Genomic DNA, 17,958 nt, shown 5'->3' with positions numbered 1-17,958 from the left:
AATATAAGAATAAAAATTATTTTCATGCTTAATGTATCTTTTAGTCTACATATTTTCCATAATCGGGTAAAGCGATTTTATCAAATTCTTGAACGAGTGTTTTGAGGCTTGTTGATAGCAATTCACCCGACATCGGTATCCCATGTCCAGTAACAGCGGTTAGAGGCTTTAACTTCTCTAGCTTAATAACTGACTCTTTAGCGGCTTTCCAGTCTGTTGTTAAATAACGAGGCGGACCGCTTATTTCCTGTTCTTGAGTTATTACTTTATACAGATACTCCTGTTTCACTGTAACAAAAGCGTCCCCAGCAATTAAAGTTCGTTCTTTTTCTCGGAATAATGAAATATGCCCTGGAGTATGTCCTGGTGTATGAATCCATCTAAACTCTGGCATATGGGGAACAGTTCCATCGGTAGGTAGCGCTTTTACGTTATTTCCTAAGTCAATTGGTTCGTTTGGGAACAGAGGAGACATTTTTGCTACCATACCACCTTCAACTGTAGGGTCTGGTTCTGGATAGCTTTGTTGTCCGGTCAGGAACGGTATCTCCATCTGATGTGCATAGACGGGAACATCCCAATACTTGATGAGTTCAATTATTCCCCCAACATGATCAAAATGGCCGTGAGTTAAAATAATGGCTTTTGGGCGACTATTGGTACCAAATCGATCCTCAGCGATAGAGATAATTTTATTTGCACATTTAGGCATTCCAGCATCAACTAAAACAAAATCATTGGTCTCAGGATTTCCAGCAAAGCATATATTGACGATTTGAATCGTGTAACAAAATAAATCAGGCAATACTTCAATGCCATGACCACTTTCAATTGAAGTTGCTGGAATAAACTTGTAATCACTTCCATAATTCATTTCATTGTCCAATTTTTCTCCCCCTTAATATATTTTAATACGACATTATAGTTCCCTAATCTTGAAAATTCATTTTGGCGAATTTGAGAAAAGAATTAATGTGGGATTAAAAAACAATAATTTAGTCCTAGAATTAAGAGAGATTCATATCAATTTATATAAAGTGCAAACAGGAAATATTAATTTTACAATTGTAGTTTCTACTATTTTTTGAGGAGGGATTACGAGTTAATAAAAGATTCATCTGGATATTATAATGTAAGTTTATACAAAAATTACATAACAGTAGCTGATATAAATCCATTAAATAAGACGATTACTTGTATCGATGCTTTTCATAATCAAAGAATGTTTAAGTTTGGAGATATAATTGAAGTGAATTCGAGGGGATAAATAAAAAAGATTATCTCTTCCTAACTTAATTATATCATGTAAATCAAGTTCGAAATAGACTGTTTCTTCTCATTTACTACTGATACAATCAAGAACACAAGTAAAGTAAGGAGAGATGTTACATGAGTTCTTTCGCTCTCGATTTTCAGGAAATAGAAAACACGTACCTTTCACTTGTCGGTGGAAAAGGTTTGAATTTAGGGGAGTTATCCAACATTCAAGGGATACAAGTGCCAGAAGGATTTTGTGTTACAACGATAGGGTATGAAAAGGCCATCGAGCAAAATGAAGGGCTTCAAATTTTGTTGCAGCAGCTAACGATGCTAAAAATTGAGGAACGAGGTCAAATTTGTGAAATTAGTAAGAAGATTAGAGAAGTCATTATGGCGGTGGAAATTCCAGTTGATGTAGTGGAATCAGTAGCTCATCATCTCTCTCGCTTTGGCGATGAACATGCGTATGCAGTGCGTTCGAGTGCTACTGCTGAAGATTTACCGTATGCCTCGTTTGCTGGTCAACAAGATACGTATTTAAATATTATTGGAAAAGAAAGTATTTTGCAGCATATTAAAAAATGCTGGGCTTCTTTATTTACAGATCGAGCGGTTATATACCGAATGCAAAACGGTTTTGATCATAATCAAGTTTCTATATGTGTTGTCGTTCAAAAAATGGTTTTCCCTGTGGCTTCAGGGATTTTATTTACTGCCGATCCGATTACTTCGAATAGGAAGGTGTTGTCAATCGATGCCAGCTTTGGACTTGGCGAGGCGCTAGTATCTGGATTGGTTTCTGCCGATAATTATAAGGTAAAAGAAGATGAAATCGTCGGAAAGGTCATCGCAACGAAAAAATTAGCCATCTATGGACGAAAAGAAGGCGGAACAGAGACAAAGAAAATTGCTCCTAATCAGCAAAAAGTTCAAACACTTACTGAACAACAAATTTTACAACTAGCACGCATCGGAAGACAAATCGAAGTTTATTTTGGTTGTCCGCAAGATATTGAATGGTGTTTAGTTGATGATACATTTTATATAGTCCAAAGCAGGCCGATTACGACTTTATATCCAATTCCAGGAGTAAATGATGGGGAAAATCATGTGTATATATCGGTTGGTCACCAACAAATGATGACCGATGCGATGAAACCACTTGGGTTATCTTTTTTCTTGTTAACGACTAGTGCTCCTATGCGTAAAGCGGGAGGCAGGTTATTTGTTGATGCTACGCAACAATTAGCTTTACCTGCTAGCAGAGATTACTTAATAAACACTTTAGGAAAATCGGATCCACTCGTAAGAGATGCATTAACGACTATAATCGAGCGAGATGATTTTATTCAATTGTTACCGGATGATGAAAAAGGAAAGAGTGCTAGTAAAAGTAAGCAACCTGCAAGTTCGCAAACAGAAATCGAAAATAATACGGCAATCGTTACGAATTTAATACAGAATAGTCAAGAATCGATCGAAGAGTTAAAACGAAACATGCAAACGAAATCAGGTGTGGATGTATTTGATTTTATTTTGCAAGACATCCAGCAATTAAAGAAAGTATTATTTAACCCGCAAAGTATAGCTGTTATTATGGCTGGTATGAATGCTTCAACATGGATGAATGAAAAGATGGAGCAATGGCTAGGTGAAAAAAATGCAGCAGATACACTTTCTCAATCCGTACAAAATAATATTACTTCAGAAATGGGTTTAGCATTATTAGATGTTGCAGATGTGATTCGGCCGTATCCAGAAGTCATTGCGTATTTACAGCATGTAGAAGATGACAGCTTTTTAGATGAATTAGTTCAGTTTAAAGGCGGGGAAAAAGTTCGGGATGCAATCGAGGCGTTTCTAAGCAAATATGGAATGAGATGCAGCGGAGAAATCGACATTACGAAAACGCGCTGGAGTGAAAAGCCAACAATCATTATCCCGATGATTTTAAATAATATAAGAGACTTTGAAGCTGGCGCTAGTAAGCGAAAGTTTGAAGAAGGACTACAGGAAGCTTTGAAAAAAGAAGAAGAGTTAGTAGAGCGATTACAAGACTTGCCGGATGGAAAACAAAAAGTAGAAGAAACGAAGCGAATGATTCGCAACATCCGTAATTGTATCGGTTATCGTGAATATCCAAAATACGGCATGATTAATCGTTATTTTATATATAAGCAGGCGTTATTGAAAGAAGCTAAGCAACTTGTGCAGAGCGGGGTCATTCATGAAGTCGATGATATATACTACTTAACTTTTGAAGAACTTCACGAAGTCGTCCGCACAAATAAACTAGATTACGAGCTTATTCATAAGCAAAAAAATGAGTACAAATTATATGAAAAACTAACGCCGCCGCGAGTTATGACGTCTGATGGAGAAATCATTACAGGTAAATATAAACGAGAAAATCTCCCAGCTGAAGCAATAGTAGGTTTGCCTGTTTCTTCTGGAGTGATTGAGGGGAGAGCACGCGTTATTTTAAATATGGAAGACGCGAATTTGGAAGAGGGAGATATATTAGTTACGGCATTTACCGATCCTGGCTGGACACCTTTGTTTGTTTCTATAAAAGGGTTAGTAACAGAAGTCGGTGGGCTTATGACGCACGGAGCAGTAATTGCACGTGAGTATGGATTACCAGCAGTCGTCGGAGTAGAGAATGCTACGAAACGAATAAAAGACGGTCAACGAATTCGGATACATGGAACAGAAGGGTATATTGAAGTGTTGTAAGTAAAAGAGCATCCACTATTATAGTGGATGCTCTTTTATTATATAGCTGACTTATTTCTTTAAACCAGCCGCATAAAAAGGTCCATGAACTGCAATAGTTGATAAAAAGCGAGCAATCTCCTCAGGTGTTTCTTTTTGTCCATTATTTAACCATTGCTGTATGACACCTATATGTGCAGATGCCATATAAGAAGTTAAGTATTCGCTTGGAACAAGTAAATTTTCCTTATTAATGAGAGGACCATTCGTATCTTCAAATAATGTTTGCCACATAAAATCTTTCAGTTTTGTTTGGAAAGATAAATCTCCATTTGGGCTAAGCACAGCTCTCATAAAATCACTATTTTCATTTAGAAATTCAAGAATAGAAGTGATAAGTATAAATGGCATTGTTGGAGAAGGATTTGTTCCAAGATCAGCAATAACTTCCGGGAATTTCTGTTTGGCAATTTTAGAAAACTCGTACATAATGTCTTCTTGGCATTTTGTCATTAAATCAAATTTATCTTGATAGTGCGCATAGAAAGTACCGCGATTAATGTTTGCTTTCGTTGTAATATCTTTCACTGTAATGGCGTCAAAACCTTTTTCTTCAATTAGCTCCACCAATGCATTTCGTATGGCGGTTTTCGTACGAACAACACGCAAATCTAAATTGCTATCGCGCAACGCATGTCCCTCCTTAATTTTACTCAACACATTTAGAAAATGTGTCTTATAACCGACACATTCCCGATTTTTGATTATTGTATATGGTTCAACTCGAACATATAATTCAAAATATAAATAAACAACACGTTGTTGATTATTATAAATCAAATTAAAGGAGGAAAAAAGAAAATGTTTAAAAATAAACTTTTATTTTTATCACCAGTTATTGCACTGCTTGTTGTTTTTATTTTTTCATTAACGTTATTTCCAACTGTTCAACCGCAGCCGAAAAACTTGCCAATTGCAATTGTAAATGAGGATCAAGGTGTAGAAATTCCAAATCAACCGAAAATGAATATGGGGCAAACAATTGTTGATACGGTGAAAAAATCATCGAAATCAGATGAAGAACCTGCGGTAAAGTGGGTAGAAGTGAAGAATAAGGAAGCAGTTCAAAAAGGGCTAAATAATAAAGAGTATTATGCAGCGTTAGTCATTCCGAAAGAATTTAGTGCAAAACAAGCATCGTTACGAACACCACAGCCATCTTCACCTGAGATAGAAATATATATTAATCAAGGAATGAATACGGCTGCATCAACTATGGTAGGGCAAATATTACAGGCGATCGTTGATAATATGAACAATAATGTCCGTACACAAATATTAGAAGGGTTGAAAACAAAAGGAGCTACTGTAACAACAGACCAAGCTGAGAAATTAGTAACACCTATTGTAAAGAACGTGAAAAATGTGAATGAGGTCGGCAAAAATAGTGCGAACGGTAACTCACCAATATCATTGTTCCAACCGTTATGGATTGCAAGTTTAGCTAGTGCAGCGATTATTTTTATTGCGATTAGTAAAATGCCAGTAAGCTCAAGAAAAGAAAACTTTCTGTTAAAAGTAAAACAAATCGTAACAGGAGCTATTGCGACACTTGTAATTGGGTTTGGTCTTACATGGATTGCAGATGGGATGGTAGGGTTAAATATTTCGAACTTCACGGATACAGCTCTATTCTTATCTATTACTTCTTTTAGTTTCTTCTTAATGATATCTGCGGTACTTTCATTAGTTGGACTAAAAGGAATCGGTTTATTCGCTTTATTACTATTCTTCGGAGCGCCGTTATTATCGTTAGCACCTGAGATGTTGTCTCCGTTTTATCAAGACTGGGTTTACTCATGGTTACCAATGAAATTTATGATTGAAGGCCTAAGAGAAATCTTCTTCTTCGGAAAAGGATTAAGCTGGAATACACCTGTTACTGTACTCGTTTGGATTGGTATAGTAAGTATGGTTACTATATTAGCAACTACATTCAAACGTAGTGTAGTAAAAGGGCATAAAACAGAATTGAACGCTTAAAAAAAGCCGTTTCACTAAATTAGTGAAACGGCTTTTTTGTGATGAAATCTAAAAGCTGAAGAATGAGTATCTGCTGTTGTCGCCTTAGAATTAAGTCGGAATCTCTAAAAATCGCGTACGTTCCAAACAATCTCACCACGTTCATCATCCCACGTACTGTGATGACGCTTAAATCCTATCTTTTCTAGTACCCGGAGTGAAGCGATATTCCAAGCGCCTACAGTCGACCAAAGTCTATGGCGCCCAGTAGCAATCGCAGCGTCCAGTACAACGGATGCCGCCTCAGTTGCATAACCTTTACCATGGGCGCTGCGGAACAACTCGTATGCAATCTCCGGCTCTTCAAGTGTGGAACGACCGATAATTAAGCCGCAGTATCCGATGAAATCGCCTTCATTGCGCCTTCGAATAGTGAGAAGGGAAATGCCATTTTCCTCTGCCTTCTTGCGCATCTCAATGAGCCGGTTACGAACGGAATCAACGGCTGGAATGTCCACACCACGTTCGCCAATTAATTTGCTCAGCCAAACGGAATCGGATTCCTCCCACATACTAAGCTCAAGTCTTTCGGTTTTCAGCTGGAAGGCCATAGGTTTAAATAAAGATGGCATAGTGGTACCTCCTAGTTATATGACTGGATTCATAATAGCTTCGCATCTCAACACCACATCTGGTTGGAAACCTGATTCATTCGCGAATTTATAGCAACAGCGTACAAAAAAATAGTGATATTTTATCCGCTATTTGCCGTGTAGTAAAATCCCCATTGATTATAGTTTCACTTTATGAATAAGCAATTCCTTTGCAAAATAGACCCTTTTCTCAAACTTTACTTTCAATCTAAAGTCGTCCCGTTATATACACAGGCTCCTACTATTTCTAAATGCATAAAATGTTAAGCGAAAGTATGGAGGGATACGATGTATAATTCGAATTATTATGATTGGTATAGACAAAATGATAAGTTGATTAGTGATATTGAAAAAGCTATAAACGGAGAGTATAGCGCTATAAGCTGCTATGCAAAATTAGCGAATATGGCTCCAAATCAAGTAGAACAAAAACAAATTCTTGAAATTCGTAATGATGAAATAAAGCATTTTCACAACTTTGTACAAATTTATACGAGTTTAACTGGTAGGCAGCCAAAACCACAAATTACTGAAGACTGCCCAAATACGTATTTACAAGGATTAGAGTTCGCTATACAAGATGAACAAAAAACAGTAGATTTTTATTTGGAAATTTCAGATGAGACATCGGATGCACATCTGAAAGAGTTGTTGCGGAGAATAGCTGCGGATGAACAAAATCATGCAGTATGGTTTTTATATTACTTCGTGAAGTCGAAGTGAGCATTAAGAATGAACGACTGATGTGGTGCATATATTAAAAAATATTTTAAAACGTAGTGCAACAATTGAATGAAATATTTAAATGTAAGCAGAAGGAAACCGTTTCGCTAGTAGTGGAGCGGTTTTTTTATGATGTACATATGTATCGACAAAATATAGTAATTACATTTGATATATAATGTATGAAATGAAAATGAATAAGTTAGGAGCAAGTATATGAAAAGAGGGATTACAGTAGATATTCTAGATGGATATGATAATTTACTTTGGAAAGTATTAAAGCCAATTGATATTACTGTATTTGATTGGCAAGTCATGGGAAGGGAGGAAGCTTATATAATAATAGGGAATGAATTAGGTTCAGAATTATTTTCAGAAGATAACGAGATCATGGAAGGATCAGAATTAAAAAAGCTAATAAAAGATAACATATATTATCTTTTATTTTTAGATTTAAAAGCATGTCCAAAAGGAGAGGTACTAGGAGAAATTGCAACATTTGAAGAATTTAAGGAGAGTAAGTGTGAAGTAGTCGTATTAGTAGCGGATGGTGAGTATATACAAATTTATGCGAAAAACCAAGAAGAGATTGAAATGATGTATGAAAACGCAGTGAATCAAGGATTTTATGTAGAATATATTACAGATGAAAATGATGGAAGGACGCATTTGTCAGTATGGTAGCAATTTGAAAGGGGAACGGCAATATGGAGAGAAATATAAGTAAAGAACATGAAATTCGAATTGCTACTGAAATTGAAAGTGATAGTATTCTCCTTTTATTAAAAGAAGTAGCGCAATGGCTACAATATAAAGAAGTGGATCAGTGGCAGTATCTTTTAGGAGAGGAAGCTACGGCTGAAATACTAGAATGTATAAGAGAAAAATATACATATGTTGTTCTGAAAGAAGATGAAATAGTTGGTACGGTTACAGTTTCTCCTAAACAAAATGAATGGGATGAACATATTTTTGGTAAAGAGGAAGTTTCTAATTCATTATATATTCATAGATTTGCGGTGAAACGGAAGTATAAGGGAAATGGAATAGGCGAATGGATTTTACAGTGGGTAGAAGAGAATGTGCAATGTGATAAAGAGTATTTGAAGTTAGATTGTGTGGGGCATAATCGTACGTTGAATGATTTTTATAAGAAAAATGGTTTTGAATATGTTGGAAGTACGGATGGGCTTAGTAAGTTTCAAAAGAAAAGGAGAATGTGAATGCATCTAATTAATGTAAGTTTAGTTGAAAAGTTAATACAGGAACAGTTTCCCGAATGGGCCCATTTAGAAGTGAAACCTGTAAAGTTTAGTGGGCATGATAATAGGACGTTTCACTTAGGGGATGAGATGAGTGTAAGATTGCCAAGTGATGTGGCATATGCACCGCAAGTAGAGAAAGAAAATAAGTGGTTACCACTATTAAGTAAGAGGCTTTCTTTACCGATTTCTACCCCACTTGCGAAAGGAAATCCGTCTGAAGCGTATCCATTGCCTTGGTCTATTAATAAGTGGATAGAGGGGGAAACAGTTACGAAACAAAACGTTCGTGATTTAAATGAATTTGCAGCGGATTTAGGATCTTTTTTAGTAGAATTGCAATCTATTGATGCGAGTAACGGACCTTTAGCTGGAACACATAATTTTTACCGGGGCGGACTTATATCGGTATATGATGAAGAGGCGAGAGTTGCTATTGAAAATAATAAGGATGTTTTTGACGAGGCATTATTAAAGCACCTTTGGAATGTAGCACTTAGTTCAACATGGGACCGTAAGCCAGTTTGGGTTCATGGAGATGTAGCGCCAGGGAATTTACTCGTTAAAGATGGAAAGCTTTGTGCTGTAATTGATTTTGGTATTTTAGGAGTAGGAGATCCTGCATGTGATGCGGCGATGGCTTGGACATTTTTTGATGAAAATAGTAGAAACGTATTTAAAGAAGTGTTACGTATGGACGAAGAAACATGGAATAGAGCGAGAGGATGGGCACTTTGGAAGGCGTTAATTACATATGACGCAAATAAGGATAGTAATGAGAGGGTGGCAGAAGAATCTTATCGTATCATTCAAGTGATTGTGGATGATTATAAAGGGGAATAGAAAAGCCTATTTCAAAATAGGTTTTTTCATATGATTAAATAGTAGAAACGGAAAGAAGGAATATAACATAATTATACAGAATATTTAGATAATAGGAGGTGTCGAATTTTGAGTGAAATTGAATTAAAGAGCAATATAATTAAGGCAGGGCGAGAGAAGGGGATTATTCTCCGGTTTATACTTGCTAGTCTCGTTGGAGTGTTTATGTTTTTCGTTCCTGTTACGATAAACGGTGCATCGTCTATTATGATTGATCACATCGTATCGTGGATTAGGGCTTCGGTTCCTGACGTAGTACCTTATTATGCATTATTTGTTATGGCAATTGGTGCGATTTATCCATTTTATACGAAGAAATGGAATGCATCTATCGTAGACATTTGTTTTTCTATTTTAAAAGTAGTTGGCGTTGTTTTTGGCATATTATATTGTTTAAAAGTAGGACCAGCTTGGTTCTTTGCGCCAGATGTTGGACCGTTTTTGTATGAGAAGCTAGTCATATCAGTAAGTTTGCTCGTTCCAATTGGCTCGGCGTTTTTAGCGTTATTAGTCGGATATGGATTGCTTGAATTTATCGGTACATTTTGTCGTCCGATTATGAGGCCATTATGGAATACGCCGGGGAGATCGGCAATCGATGCAGTTGCGTCCTTCGTTGGAAGTTATTCGATTGCTCTCCTTATTACGAATCGCGTGTATAAAGAAGGAAAGTATACGACAAAAGAAGCGGCGATTATCGCTACAGGATTTTCTACAGTATCCGCTACATTTATGATCATCATCGCAAAAACATTAGATATTATGCATTTATGGAATGTTTATTTTTGGACTACGCTTGTTGTAACATTCATCGTGACTGCTATCACCGTAAGAATCCCGCCCCTCAGTAGAAAACCAGATACATATGTAACAGAAGAAGGGTTCCCAGAGCCTGTTTATAAAGAGAAAATGTTAGAATGTGCTTGGGAAGATGCGTTAGAAGTATCAAAGTCTGCACCGAGCATTATGAAAAATATTGCAGTGAATTTAAAAGACGGATTTATTATGACGATGGGAATTTTACCATCCATTATGTCAGTAGGATTAATTGGTATCGTCTTAGCGAAGTTTACGCCAATATTTGATTGGATCAGTTATATTTTCTATCCGTTTACATGGCTATTACAATTACCAGAAGCAGACTTAGCCGCTAAAGCCGCATCAGTTGGTATTGCAGAAATGTTTTTACCGTCATTATTAGTTGTAAGTGCGCCACTTGTGACAAAGTTTGTCATTGCAGTTGTTTCCGTATCATCTATACTGTTTTTCTCCGCTTCCATTCCTTGTATATTATCAACAGATATTCCGTTAAAAGTATCTGAACTTATTATTCTGTATGTGCAGAGAACGATTTTAACGTTGCTTATCATTACGCCGATTGCTTATTTGTTGCTTTGAACTAGAATGTAAGTTCTAAATATATGACGTTTACTAACTTGTGTAAATGAATATTTATTGTAAAATCGTAGGTAGTGCGAAATTATAAGTGCGATGCTTGAATAAAGGCATCGCATTTTTATTTTTAGATGTACTACACGTTTACGAAAAAATATTTTTATATATTAATAAAACGATATTGTTGGTATGTTATAGTAACAACAAAGGAGGCTTACAAATGGAAATTATTAACGAAAGAGCAAAGTTGCGGTTAATGGATAATACTGATGTCGAAACTTTGTTTTCGATTGTAGAAGGAAATCGGGATATTTGGGCGTATTTAATCTCTAAAATGGATAGTGTGCAAGATATGCAACAATACGTTCAAAAAGCGATAAAGGGTTACGGAAGAGGTACTCAAATACCTTTGGTAGTCGTAGATCAACAGACGAATAAGATTGTAGGAAGTACACGTTTATATAATATTTCAGTAGAAGATAAGACAGTTGAGTTAGGGCAAACGTGGTATCATCCGAGTTTGCAACGTACGAGTATAAATACAGAGTGTAAGTATATGCTTCTCCAGTATGCTTTTGAAAAACTGCATATGCTTAGGGTACAAATTAAGACGGATGCAAGAAATGAAAAAGCACAACGAGCAATTGAAAGGTTAGGCGCAGTAAAAGAGGGTGTGCTTAGAAATGAAAGAAAATTACCGAATGGTTATGTGAGAGATGCGGTGGTGTACAGTATTATCTCGAGTGAATGGCCAGGCGTAAAAGAACAATTGTTAGAAAAATTAGAGTTATATAAAGAAAAGGTATAATTCGTGTTTTGAAAGGTATATTGTTCGTGAGGTATGAAAAATATACCTTTTTTCTTACAAAATGCTACTTTATTTTAATTCCTTTTGTTTCATCGTTCCCTTCTGAGAAAAAATTCGTTACAATGTAGTTGTATGGTAATAAACTTATGAATTTAAAAAAATGTAATGAAAACCGCAAATGAAAATGAATTGATAATCCTCAATTTTAAATGAAAACCCTTTTATATATAAATAACAAGTAAAGTTCCTTCTTTTAAATAAACTCAAACAAAACGATTTGATATAAATGTTTTTTATAGAAGTATGGATGATGTACGGAGGCAATTACAAATGAAAGAAAATAAGAAGAGTAAGAAAAGACGAATCTTTCAAGTATTTTTACTAATGATTTGTTCTGCTATTTTATATGTAAGTTATGCAGCTTACGATATTTGGAGTTATCGTTTTAAAGCAAATGATGACGTGAAAACGGATGCTGGTATCGTACTAGGCGCAGCTTCATGGAACGGAAAACCATCTCCTGTATTTAAAGAAAGAATTAATCATGCGATTTCTTTATATAGGAACGGAAATATTAAAAAGATTATTTTTACAGGTGGTACAAAGTTCGAGGCAGAACTTGAGGAAGCACGTACTGCAAGAGTATATGCAATGAAACAAGGTGTAAAAGAGGAAGATATTTTAATTGAAACAAAATCCCTTTTCACTGAAGAAAATTTAAAGAATGCGAAGCAAGTTGGAATAGAGAACGGAATACACACATACACGATTGTAAGTGATCCACTTCATATGAAACGCGCAATGAGAATCGCAAAACATATTAATATTGAAGCATATGCTTCACCAACGCCGACATCAGCATATAAAACGTTAGATACAGAAATACCATTCTTCTTTAAAGAATTATTCTCGTATATTGGATATGTAACCTCTTTGCCGTTAAAAGCATTGAAGGGGGACTAATATAAGAAAAGGATCTATCCTTAAATAGGAACTTTTCTTATTAGTCAAAAACATTGTATTTTTATCGGAATAGTGAAACAATAGAGAGGTAGCTTCATATAATCATAATGACAAAATGAACGGTTTATGAATCGAGCATAAAGTGAAACTTTAATCAGTGGGTGGGTTTCCCACTGATTATTAGTTGAACCAATCGGGCGTTTACGGGCAGTTGATCTCCCACCTAACTTCCTTTGCTTCACCTGAATTTTTAGGTGGGAGTTTTACTGCCCGCAAATAGCGGGATAAAGGAGATTATAGTATGGCACTCTCATTTGTTGAAACAGAAGAACAGTCTTTAATTATTGAGAAAATAAATAAATTGATTCCGAAGTTCATGGAAAGGGAGCATCAGCTAAGTGAATTAGGATCATTTCCGTATGAAAATATAAATGATTTGAAAGATATCGGATATACGAAATTAACGTTACCGAAGGAATTTGGTGGTAGTGCCATTTCTTTATATGACTTCGTTTTATTTCAAGAGAAAATCGCGGAAGGCTGTGGAGCTACTGCATTATCGATTGGCTGGCATCTTGGCATTGTGAAGGAGCTAGCGGAAAATCGCTCTTGGAATGATGAGATGTTCAAATGGTTTTGCGAAGAAGTACGTAATGGTGCGCTCTTTAACAGGGCAGCAACAGAACCGAAAACAGGGAGTCCGACGCGTGGCGGCAAACCAGAAACAATAGCGGTTCAACAAGGCGAGAAGTGGGTTATAAATGGAAGAAAAACTTTTACAACGATGGCGCCAGTACTTGATTATTTTATTATTTCAGCAAGTATGGAAGGCCAAGAAGAAGTTGGTGAGTTTGTTATTCCAAGAAATACACTCGGTGTGTCTATTGAAGAAACGTGGGATAGCGTTGCAATGCGAGGGACTGCTAGCCACGACCTTCTCTTACAAAATGTAGAGATAGACAACCGCTTTTTTACGGATGTAAAAGGCGGGAAAGTGAAACAAAAGGGTATTGGCTGGTTGCTACATATACCAGCATGTTATTTAGGAATTGCACAATCAGCAAGAAATTATGCAGTTCAGTTTGCGGGATCATACAGACCAAATAGTTTAAACCATTCTATTAGTTTATTACCGAATGTTAGAAGATTAGTTGGAGAATTAGAACTCGAGCTTATGCAAGCTCGCGTCTTTTTATATCAAATTGCGAAAAAATACGATGAGGCAGAAGATAAACTGTCACTGCAAGCAGAATTAGCGGCAGTGAAATACGCCGTAACAAATGCGGCGATATCCATAGTGGATAAATCAATGTGCATCGTAGGAGCAAAAAGCTTATCAGAAAAAAATCCGCTCCATCGTTACTATTTAAACGTCAGAGCAGGATTACACAATCCACCGATGGATGATGCAACATTGTCTATGCTGGCGGATGCGGCGTTTCGGTCGTAGTTTTTAAAGCTTATATTTTATTGTTTATGGATAAAATAGTTGTTTTGAAAGCACGGGTTTGATTAGTGATCAAATCCGTGCTTTTTATGTGTATGAAGTACTTGGTTGAGATGTAGGTTTTTAATATAAATGATTATCATGGTTTTGTGATTGTTTCTTGTTGAAAAATTCTTGTTGTAATGCCAGTTTGAAGGCTGTATAAACATTTTTCGTATTTAATCCCAAATTAATGGTCTTTCTAAGTTTATCATTCGTAAATATTGTAAAAATTGACCTGCATGGACCGCATCATGATAGGCAATTCGTAATAGCATGTCTCCTAAATATCTTTGATAGCCAACATCGCTTCGATCGATAAGGGTTGAATCTAGCTCTGCTATGTTTATGGATTGAACATACTCTATGAAGTCAGTAAAGTATGATTGTGCCAATTCAATTTCCTTTTTTACACAAGTAATTGGCTCTTCATCATACGGGAAATGTATATCATTTATTGAGCCGTTGTTTTTTAAAATCATATGATAGTAAAAAGTTGAGCTCCATACGTGACGAATCATCTCACCAAAAGAAATAGCCTCATTATCAGGCCTCCAATTAAGAAAATTATCGGGAAGAGAATTCCATAATTTTTCTGAGCGCCTTCTCGTCTCTTTCAAATTTAATATACTAAGATCAATTGCATTCATAATAAATTCTTCTTTACTATTAAACTTAAAATAATTGTATCAATTTAACAGTTAGGGTATCATCGAAATATGAATGTATATCCGAATATCTCATATATAGCTAAACTAATTGCTGAACCTACAAGAGCAATCATCTTAGATTGTCTAATGAATAATCAGGCACTACCTGCTAGCGAATTGGCTTATATGGCAAAAGTGTCACATCCAACAATTAGTTCTCATCTTTCTAAATTAGTAGAGGGGAATCTACTTACAGTTGAACAACATGGTAGACATCGTTACTATCGACTTGCTAATCAAGAAGTTGCAGAAGTGCTTGAAAAGTTAGAGACAATCGCACCAACAGTTCAAGTTCGCTCTTTAAAACAATCAGGTCAACTAAAACAAATTCGTTATGCTCGAACTTGTTATGATCATCTTGCAGGCAAACTCGGTGTAGAGATAACTGAAAAATTACTAGATAGGAAATTTATAATTTTAGGGGATGGAGAATACATTGTAACAGAACAAGGTAAACAATGGTTTCTGAATTTTGGAATAAATGTTGATGAGGCAGATACAAAAAGGAGGGTATTTGCAAAACCTTGCCTTGATTGGAGTGAACGGCGTTACCATATTTCTGGTTGGCTAGGGTCTGCAATTGCAAAACTGCTTTTTGAACAAGGATGGATTACGAAAACGGATAAGAACCGAGCTGTCCATCTTACAAAGAAAGGTGTAAAGTTATTGGAAGATCAATTAGGCATTGATATGAAAACTGAGGAAAGAAAAGCTTGAAATTAGAAAAGTCCGTCAAAATGACGGGCTTTTTCATTATGGTAGGAGTGTACATGAATAATAGGATGTTACCAATAATCGTTGCCAATAAAAAATCTTTCTTTTCATTCTTCTTTTTTAAGTTTTAAAGGAGAAAGCTAGGCTTCTTATTTTTACTAATGTTATAATAAGAAAAAAGCACGAAAAGAGGTCATCTCATGCTAGAGGTTATTGCAACATGTTTAGAAGATGTAAAAAGAATTGAAAGTGCTGGCGGGAAGCGGATTGAATTAATTTCATCTTATACAGAAGGTGGTTTAACACCAAGTTATGCTTTTATAAAAAAAGCGGTAGAAGCGGTGAGTATACCAATTCATGTTATGATTCGTCCGCATGCGAAGTCTTTTACATATACGGAAGAAGAAATTGAAATGATGAAAGAAGATATTATAGTTGCGCAGAAGTTAGGAGCAGCTGGTGTAGTATTAGGCGTATTAAACGAACAAAATGAAGTAGATGAAGAGAAATTAGCGGATTTACTATCTGTTGTAGATGGAATGAATGTAACGTACCACCGTGCGATAGATGATATAGAAAATCCAGTAGAAGCGATGAGAACTTTAAAGAAGTTTCATAAAGTAACTCACGTTTTAACTTCAGGTGGACAAGGAGATATAGTAGACAATATTCCGGTGCTTACAGAAATGCAAAAAGTAAGTGATGGTCAAATTCAGCTTGTAGCTGGAGCTGGCGTGACGAAAGAAAATATAAAGCGATTGCTAGATGAAACTGGAATTTCGCAAGCACATGTCGGTACAGCGGTAAGAGAAGCAAAATCATGTTTTTCTGAAATAGATCCTAATGTAGTACAAGAACTAGTTGAAATAATAAAATAAGTGCTTAAGAAAGAGGAGAAACGATGAAGGAAAATACGAAGAAAGAATTATTCTCTTGGGCTAAAACGATAGGGTTTACCCTTGTATTAATTGCTATTATTCGCGGCGTTTTATTTACACCTTCTTTAGTGCAAGGTGAATCAATGATGCCCACTTTAGAAAATAATGAACGAGTTCTCGTAAATAAGATTGGTTATAGTATAAGTGGATTAGAACGCTTTGATATTATCGTCTTCCACGGCAAAGAAGGATACGATTTAGTAAAACGAGTAATTGGTTTACCAGGTGATACAGTTGAGTATAAAAATGATGTTTTATATGTAAACGGAAAAGCGATGGAAGAACCATATTTAAAAGAGTTTAAAGAAAAAGCAACTGACCGTGTATTAACTCCAGACTTTACGTTAGAACAAATTACAGGGAAAACGAAAGTGCCAGAAGGCCAAGTATTTGTTTTAGGGGATAATCGTGAAGTTTCTAAGGATGGTCGCATGTTTGGCTTTATTTCAGAAGATGAGATTGTCGGAAAAGGACAAGCTGTTTTCTGGCCGTTGAAACAAGTAAGAGCGTTATAAAGTGTAGTGAAGTATGGGAGAGATATTCTTCCGTACTTTTTTATTTGTTTAAAATCTATTGAATGAATTGAAAGAATATTTTATAATTTTAAATTATATGTTTGTTTCGAAAAATGGAATTTAAGTTCCGAAATTCAGAACGAAAGGAAGAGAGAATGAGTATAAATAAAACGGCAGTTAAGACAATGGATATTTTAGAGTTGTTTTATGAGCATGAAGAGCTAAGTTTAACTGAGATGGTTCAGCTTACAAATATGCCGAAAACATCTGTTTATCGTTTAATTGGCTCGTTAGAAGAGATGGAGTTTTTACAAAAAAACGAAAAGGGGAAATATCGTTTAGGGGTCGTATTTTTACGGTTCGGTCAACTTGTTTCACAACGATTATCAGTAAGAAATATAGCAATTCCTTATATGAAAGAACTTAGAGATAGTTTAGGACAGGCAGTTAATTTAATAATTCAAGATGGTAATGACGCAATTTATGTTGAAAAGATGGAAGGTGTTCAGCCAGTACGCGTGTATACGGCGGTTGGAAGAAGAGCACCGCTTTATGCTGGTGCATGTCCGAGAATTTTACTATCGTATTTTTCTGAGGAAGAGAAACGGAGATACATAGAGGAAGTGGATTTAAAACAGTTTGCAGATGGAACAATTGTGGATAAGGAACAATTGCTAGAAGTGTTGCAAATGGCAAAAAAGGAAGGCTACACAATTAGTTATTCTGAGTTAGAAAATCATACAGCCGCAATAGCAGCGCCCATTTTCGCAAGTGATGGAACGGTTGTAGCAGGCATTAGTATTTCGGGATTAGCAATTGAGTACAGCGAAAGTAACATTTCATATTTTATCGCTAAGGTGAAAGAAACAGCACATCGCATTTCGAAAGAACTCGGCTTTTTGGCATAGAAAG

18 protein-coding genes are annotated in these 17,958 nt (G+C 35.9%); 14 read left to right on the top strand and 4 right to left on the bottom strand.

Annotated elements, in window-relative coordinates; genetic code table 11:
* Positions 1-40: 40 nt before the first annotated feature.
* Positions 41-886, bottom strand: a complete 846-nt coding sequence (locus CN409_RS00965) for an MBL fold metallo-hydrolase (protein ID WP_000368266.1) — start codon at positions 884-886, stop codon at positions 41-43.
* A 503-nt stretch (positions 887-1,389) separates the two neighbouring features.
* Here CN409_RS00965 and ppsA point away from each other — a divergent pair.
* Positions 1,390-3,996: a phosphoenolpyruvate synthase gene (gene ppsA / locus CN409_RS00955; protein WP_097981864.1), complete on the top strand. Its 2,607-nt coding sequence runs from the start codon at positions 1,390-1,392 to the stop codon at positions 3,994-3,996.
* 51 nt (positions 3,997-4,047) lie between these two features.
* Here ppsA and CN409_RS00950 read toward each other — a convergent pair whose 3' ends face one another.
* The gene (locus tag CN409_RS00950) at positions 4,048-4,665 is read right to left on the bottom strand and encodes a TetR/AcrR family transcriptional regulator (protein WP_097981866.1); all 618 of its coding nucleotides are present in this window, start codon (positions 4,663-4,665) and stop codon (positions 4,048-4,050) included.
* A 171-nt stretch (positions 4,666-4,836) separates the two neighbouring features.
* On the opposite strand from CN409_RS00950, the gene CN409_RS00945 reads away from it, so the two are divergent.
* Positions 4,837-6,018, top strand: coding sequence for a YhgE/Pip domain-containing protein (locus tag CN409_RS00945; RefSeq protein ID WP_000475847.1), 1,182 nt, complete (start codon positions 4,837-4,839; stop codon positions 6,016-6,018).
* Between the two features lie 104 nt (positions 6,019-6,122).
* Here CN409_RS00945 and CN409_RS00940 read toward each other — a convergent pair whose 3' ends face one another.
* Entirely contained in the window at positions 6,123-6,629 is a 507-nt protein-coding gene (locus tag CN409_RS00940; RefSeq protein ID WP_001139518.1) for a GNAT family N-acetyltransferase, read from the bottom strand.
* Positions 6,630-6,938: 309 nt separating this feature from the next.
* On the opposite strand from CN409_RS00940, the gene CN409_RS00935 reads away from it, so the two are divergent.
* The 8 genes from CN409_RS00935 to CN409_RS00900 all read left to right on the top strand — a co-directional run bounded on the left by CN409_RS00935 (position 6,939) and on the right by CN409_RS00900 (position 14,133).
* Positions 6,939-7,373 (top strand): ferritin-like domain-containing protein, encoded by a 435-nt coding sequence (locus tag CN409_RS00935; RefSeq protein ID WP_000282834.1) that lies wholly within the window; start codon positions 6,939-6,941, stop codon positions 7,371-7,373.
* 216 nt (positions 7,374-7,589) lie between these two features.
* Complete coding sequence (locus CN409_RS00930; RefSeq protein WP_000820199.1) at positions 7,590-8,057, top strand: DUF2691 family protein; 468 nt, start codon at positions 7,590-7,592, stop codon at positions 8,055-8,057.
* A 23-nt stretch (positions 8,058-8,080) separates the two neighbouring features.
* Positions 8,081-8,596 (top strand): GNAT family N-acetyltransferase, encoded by a 516-nt coding sequence (locus CN409_RS00925; protein ID WP_000440746.1) that lies wholly within the window; start codon positions 8,081-8,083, stop codon positions 8,594-8,596.
* Positions 8,597-9,478 carry an aminoglycoside phosphotransferase family protein gene (locus CN409_RS00920; RefSeq protein WP_000550180.1) on the top strand — a complete coding sequence of 294 codons (882 nt, stop codon included), beginning with the start codon at positions 8,597-8,599 and terminating at the stop codon, positions 9,476-9,478. It begins immediately after the preceding gene.
* Between the two features lie 108 nt (positions 9,479-9,586).
* Positions 9,587-10,915 (top strand): YjiH family protein, encoded by a 1,329-nt coding sequence (locus CN409_RS00915; RefSeq protein ID WP_097981867.1) that lies wholly within the window; start codon positions 9,587-9,589, stop codon positions 10,913-10,915.
* A gap of 217 nt (positions 10,916-11,132) precedes the next feature.
* Entirely contained in the window at positions 11,133-11,720 is a 588-nt protein-coding gene (locus CN409_RS00910) for a GNAT family N-acetyltransferase (protein ID WP_097981869.1), read from the top strand.
* Positions 11,721-12,050: 330 nt separating this feature from the next.
* Entirely contained in the window at positions 12,051-12,683 is a 633-nt protein-coding gene (locus CN409_RS00905; protein WP_000662217.1) for a YdcF family protein, read from the top strand.
* A 301-nt stretch (positions 12,684-12,984) separates the two neighbouring features.
* Positions 12,985-14,133 (top strand): acyl-CoA dehydrogenase family protein, encoded by a 1,149-nt coding sequence (locus CN409_RS00900; protein ID WP_097981870.1) that lies wholly within the window; start codon positions 12,985-12,987, stop codon positions 14,131-14,133.
* 215 nt (positions 14,134-14,348) lie between these two features.
* Here the strand turns inward: CN409_RS00900 and CN409_RS00895 are convergent, their stop codons facing one another.
* Positions 14,349-14,819 carry a DinB family protein gene (locus CN409_RS00895; protein ID WP_000991277.1) on the bottom strand — a complete coding sequence of 157 codons (471 nt, stop codon included), beginning with the start codon at positions 14,817-14,819 and terminating at the stop codon, positions 14,349-14,351.
* A 69-nt stretch (positions 14,820-14,888) separates the two neighbouring features.
* Between CN409_RS00895 and CN409_RS00890 the strand changes: the two genes are divergently transcribed.
* The 4 genes from CN409_RS00890 to CN409_RS00875 all read left to right on the top strand — a co-directional run bounded on the left by CN409_RS00890 (position 14,889) and on the right by CN409_RS00875 (position 17,954).
* Positions 14,889-15,596, top strand: a complete 708-nt coding sequence (locus CN409_RS00890; RefSeq protein WP_001103797.1) for an ArsR/SmtB family transcription factor — start codon at positions 14,889-14,891, stop codon at positions 15,594-15,596.
* A 197-nt stretch (positions 15,597-15,793) separates the two neighbouring features.
* The gene (locus CN409_RS00885) at positions 15,794-16,471 is read left to right on the top strand and encodes a copper homeostasis protein CutC (RefSeq protein WP_000895107.1); all 678 of its coding nucleotides are present in this window, start codon (positions 15,794-15,796) and stop codon (positions 16,469-16,471) included.
* 23 nt (positions 16,472-16,494) lie between these two features.
* Positions 16,495-17,046, top strand: a complete 552-nt coding sequence (gene lepB, locus CN409_RS00880) for a signal peptidase I (RefSeq protein ID WP_000662494.1) — start codon at positions 16,495-16,497, stop codon at positions 17,044-17,046.
* 155 nt (positions 17,047-17,201) lie between these two features.
* On the top strand, positions 17,202-17,954 hold the full coding sequence (locus tag CN409_RS00875; protein ID WP_000026365.1) for an IclR family transcriptional regulator: 753 nt from the start codon (positions 17,202-17,204) through the stop codon (positions 17,952-17,954).
* Positions 17,955-17,958: the final 4 nt, after the last annotated feature.

This window comes from Bacillus sp. AFS012607, assembly GCF_002558005.1.
GTDB classification, from domain to species: Bacteria; Bacillota; Bacilli; order Bacillales; family Bacillaceae_G; genus Bacillus_A; species Bacillus_A thuringiensis_S.
Note: the sequence above shows the minus strand (reverse complement) of the source record. Positions and strands in the feature narration are given on the sequence as shown.

Coding starts and splice junctions, on each gene's coding strand:
- CN409_RS00945 (WP_000475847.1), top strand. CDS start 4,837: ATGTTTAAAAATAAACTTTTATTTTTATCACCAGTTATTGCACTGCTT.
- CN409_RS00885 (WP_000895107.1), top strand. CDS start 15,794: ATGCTAGAGGTTATTGCAACATGTTTAGAAGATGTAAAAAGAATTGAA.
- CN409_RS00895 (WP_000991277.1), bottom strand. CDS start 14,819: ATGAATGCAATTGATCTTAGTATATTAAATTTGAAAGAGACGAGAAGG.
- CN409_RS00910 (WP_097981869.1), top strand. CDS start 11,133: ATGGAAATTATTAACGAAAGAGCAAAGTTGCGGTTAATGGATAATACT.
- CN409_RS00875 (WP_000026365.1), top strand. CDS start 17,202: ATGAGTATAAATAAAACGGCAGTTAAGACAATGGATATTTTAGAGTTG.
- CN409_RS00935 (WP_000282834.1), top strand. CDS start 6,939: ATGTATAATTCGAATTATTATGATTGGTATAGACAAAATGATAAGTTG.
- lepB (WP_000662494.1), top strand. CDS start 16,495: ATGAAGGAAAATACGAAGAAAGAATTATTCTCTTGGGCTAAAACGATA.
- CN409_RS00940 (WP_001139518.1), bottom strand. CDS start 6,629: ATGCCATCTTTATTTAAACCTATGGCCTTCCAGCTGAAAACCGAAAGA.
- ppsA (WP_097981864.1), top strand. CDS start 1,390: ATGAGTTCTTTCGCTCTCGATTTTCAGGAAATAGAAAACACGTACCTT.
- CN409_RS00900 (WP_097981870.1), top strand. CDS start 12,985: ATGGCACTCTCATTTGTTGAAACAGAAGAACAGTCTTTAATTATTGAG.
- CN409_RS00890 (WP_001103797.1), top strand. CDS start 14,889: ATGAATGTATATCCGAATATCTCATATATAGCTAAACTAATTGCTGAA.
- CN409_RS00925 (WP_000440746.1), top strand. CDS start 8,081: ATGGAGAGAAATATAAGTAAAGAACATGAAATTCGAATTGCTACTGAA.
- CN409_RS00905 (WP_000662217.1), top strand. CDS start 12,051: ATGAAAGAAAATAAGAAGAGTAAGAAAAGACGAATCTTTCAAGTATTT.
- CN409_RS00920 (WP_000550180.1), top strand. CDS start 8,597: ATGCATCTAATTAATGTAAGTTTAGTTGAAAAGTTAATACAGGAACAG.
- CN409_RS00930 (WP_000820199.1), top strand. CDS start 7,590: ATGAAAAGAGGGATTACAGTAGATATTCTAGATGGATATGATAATTTA.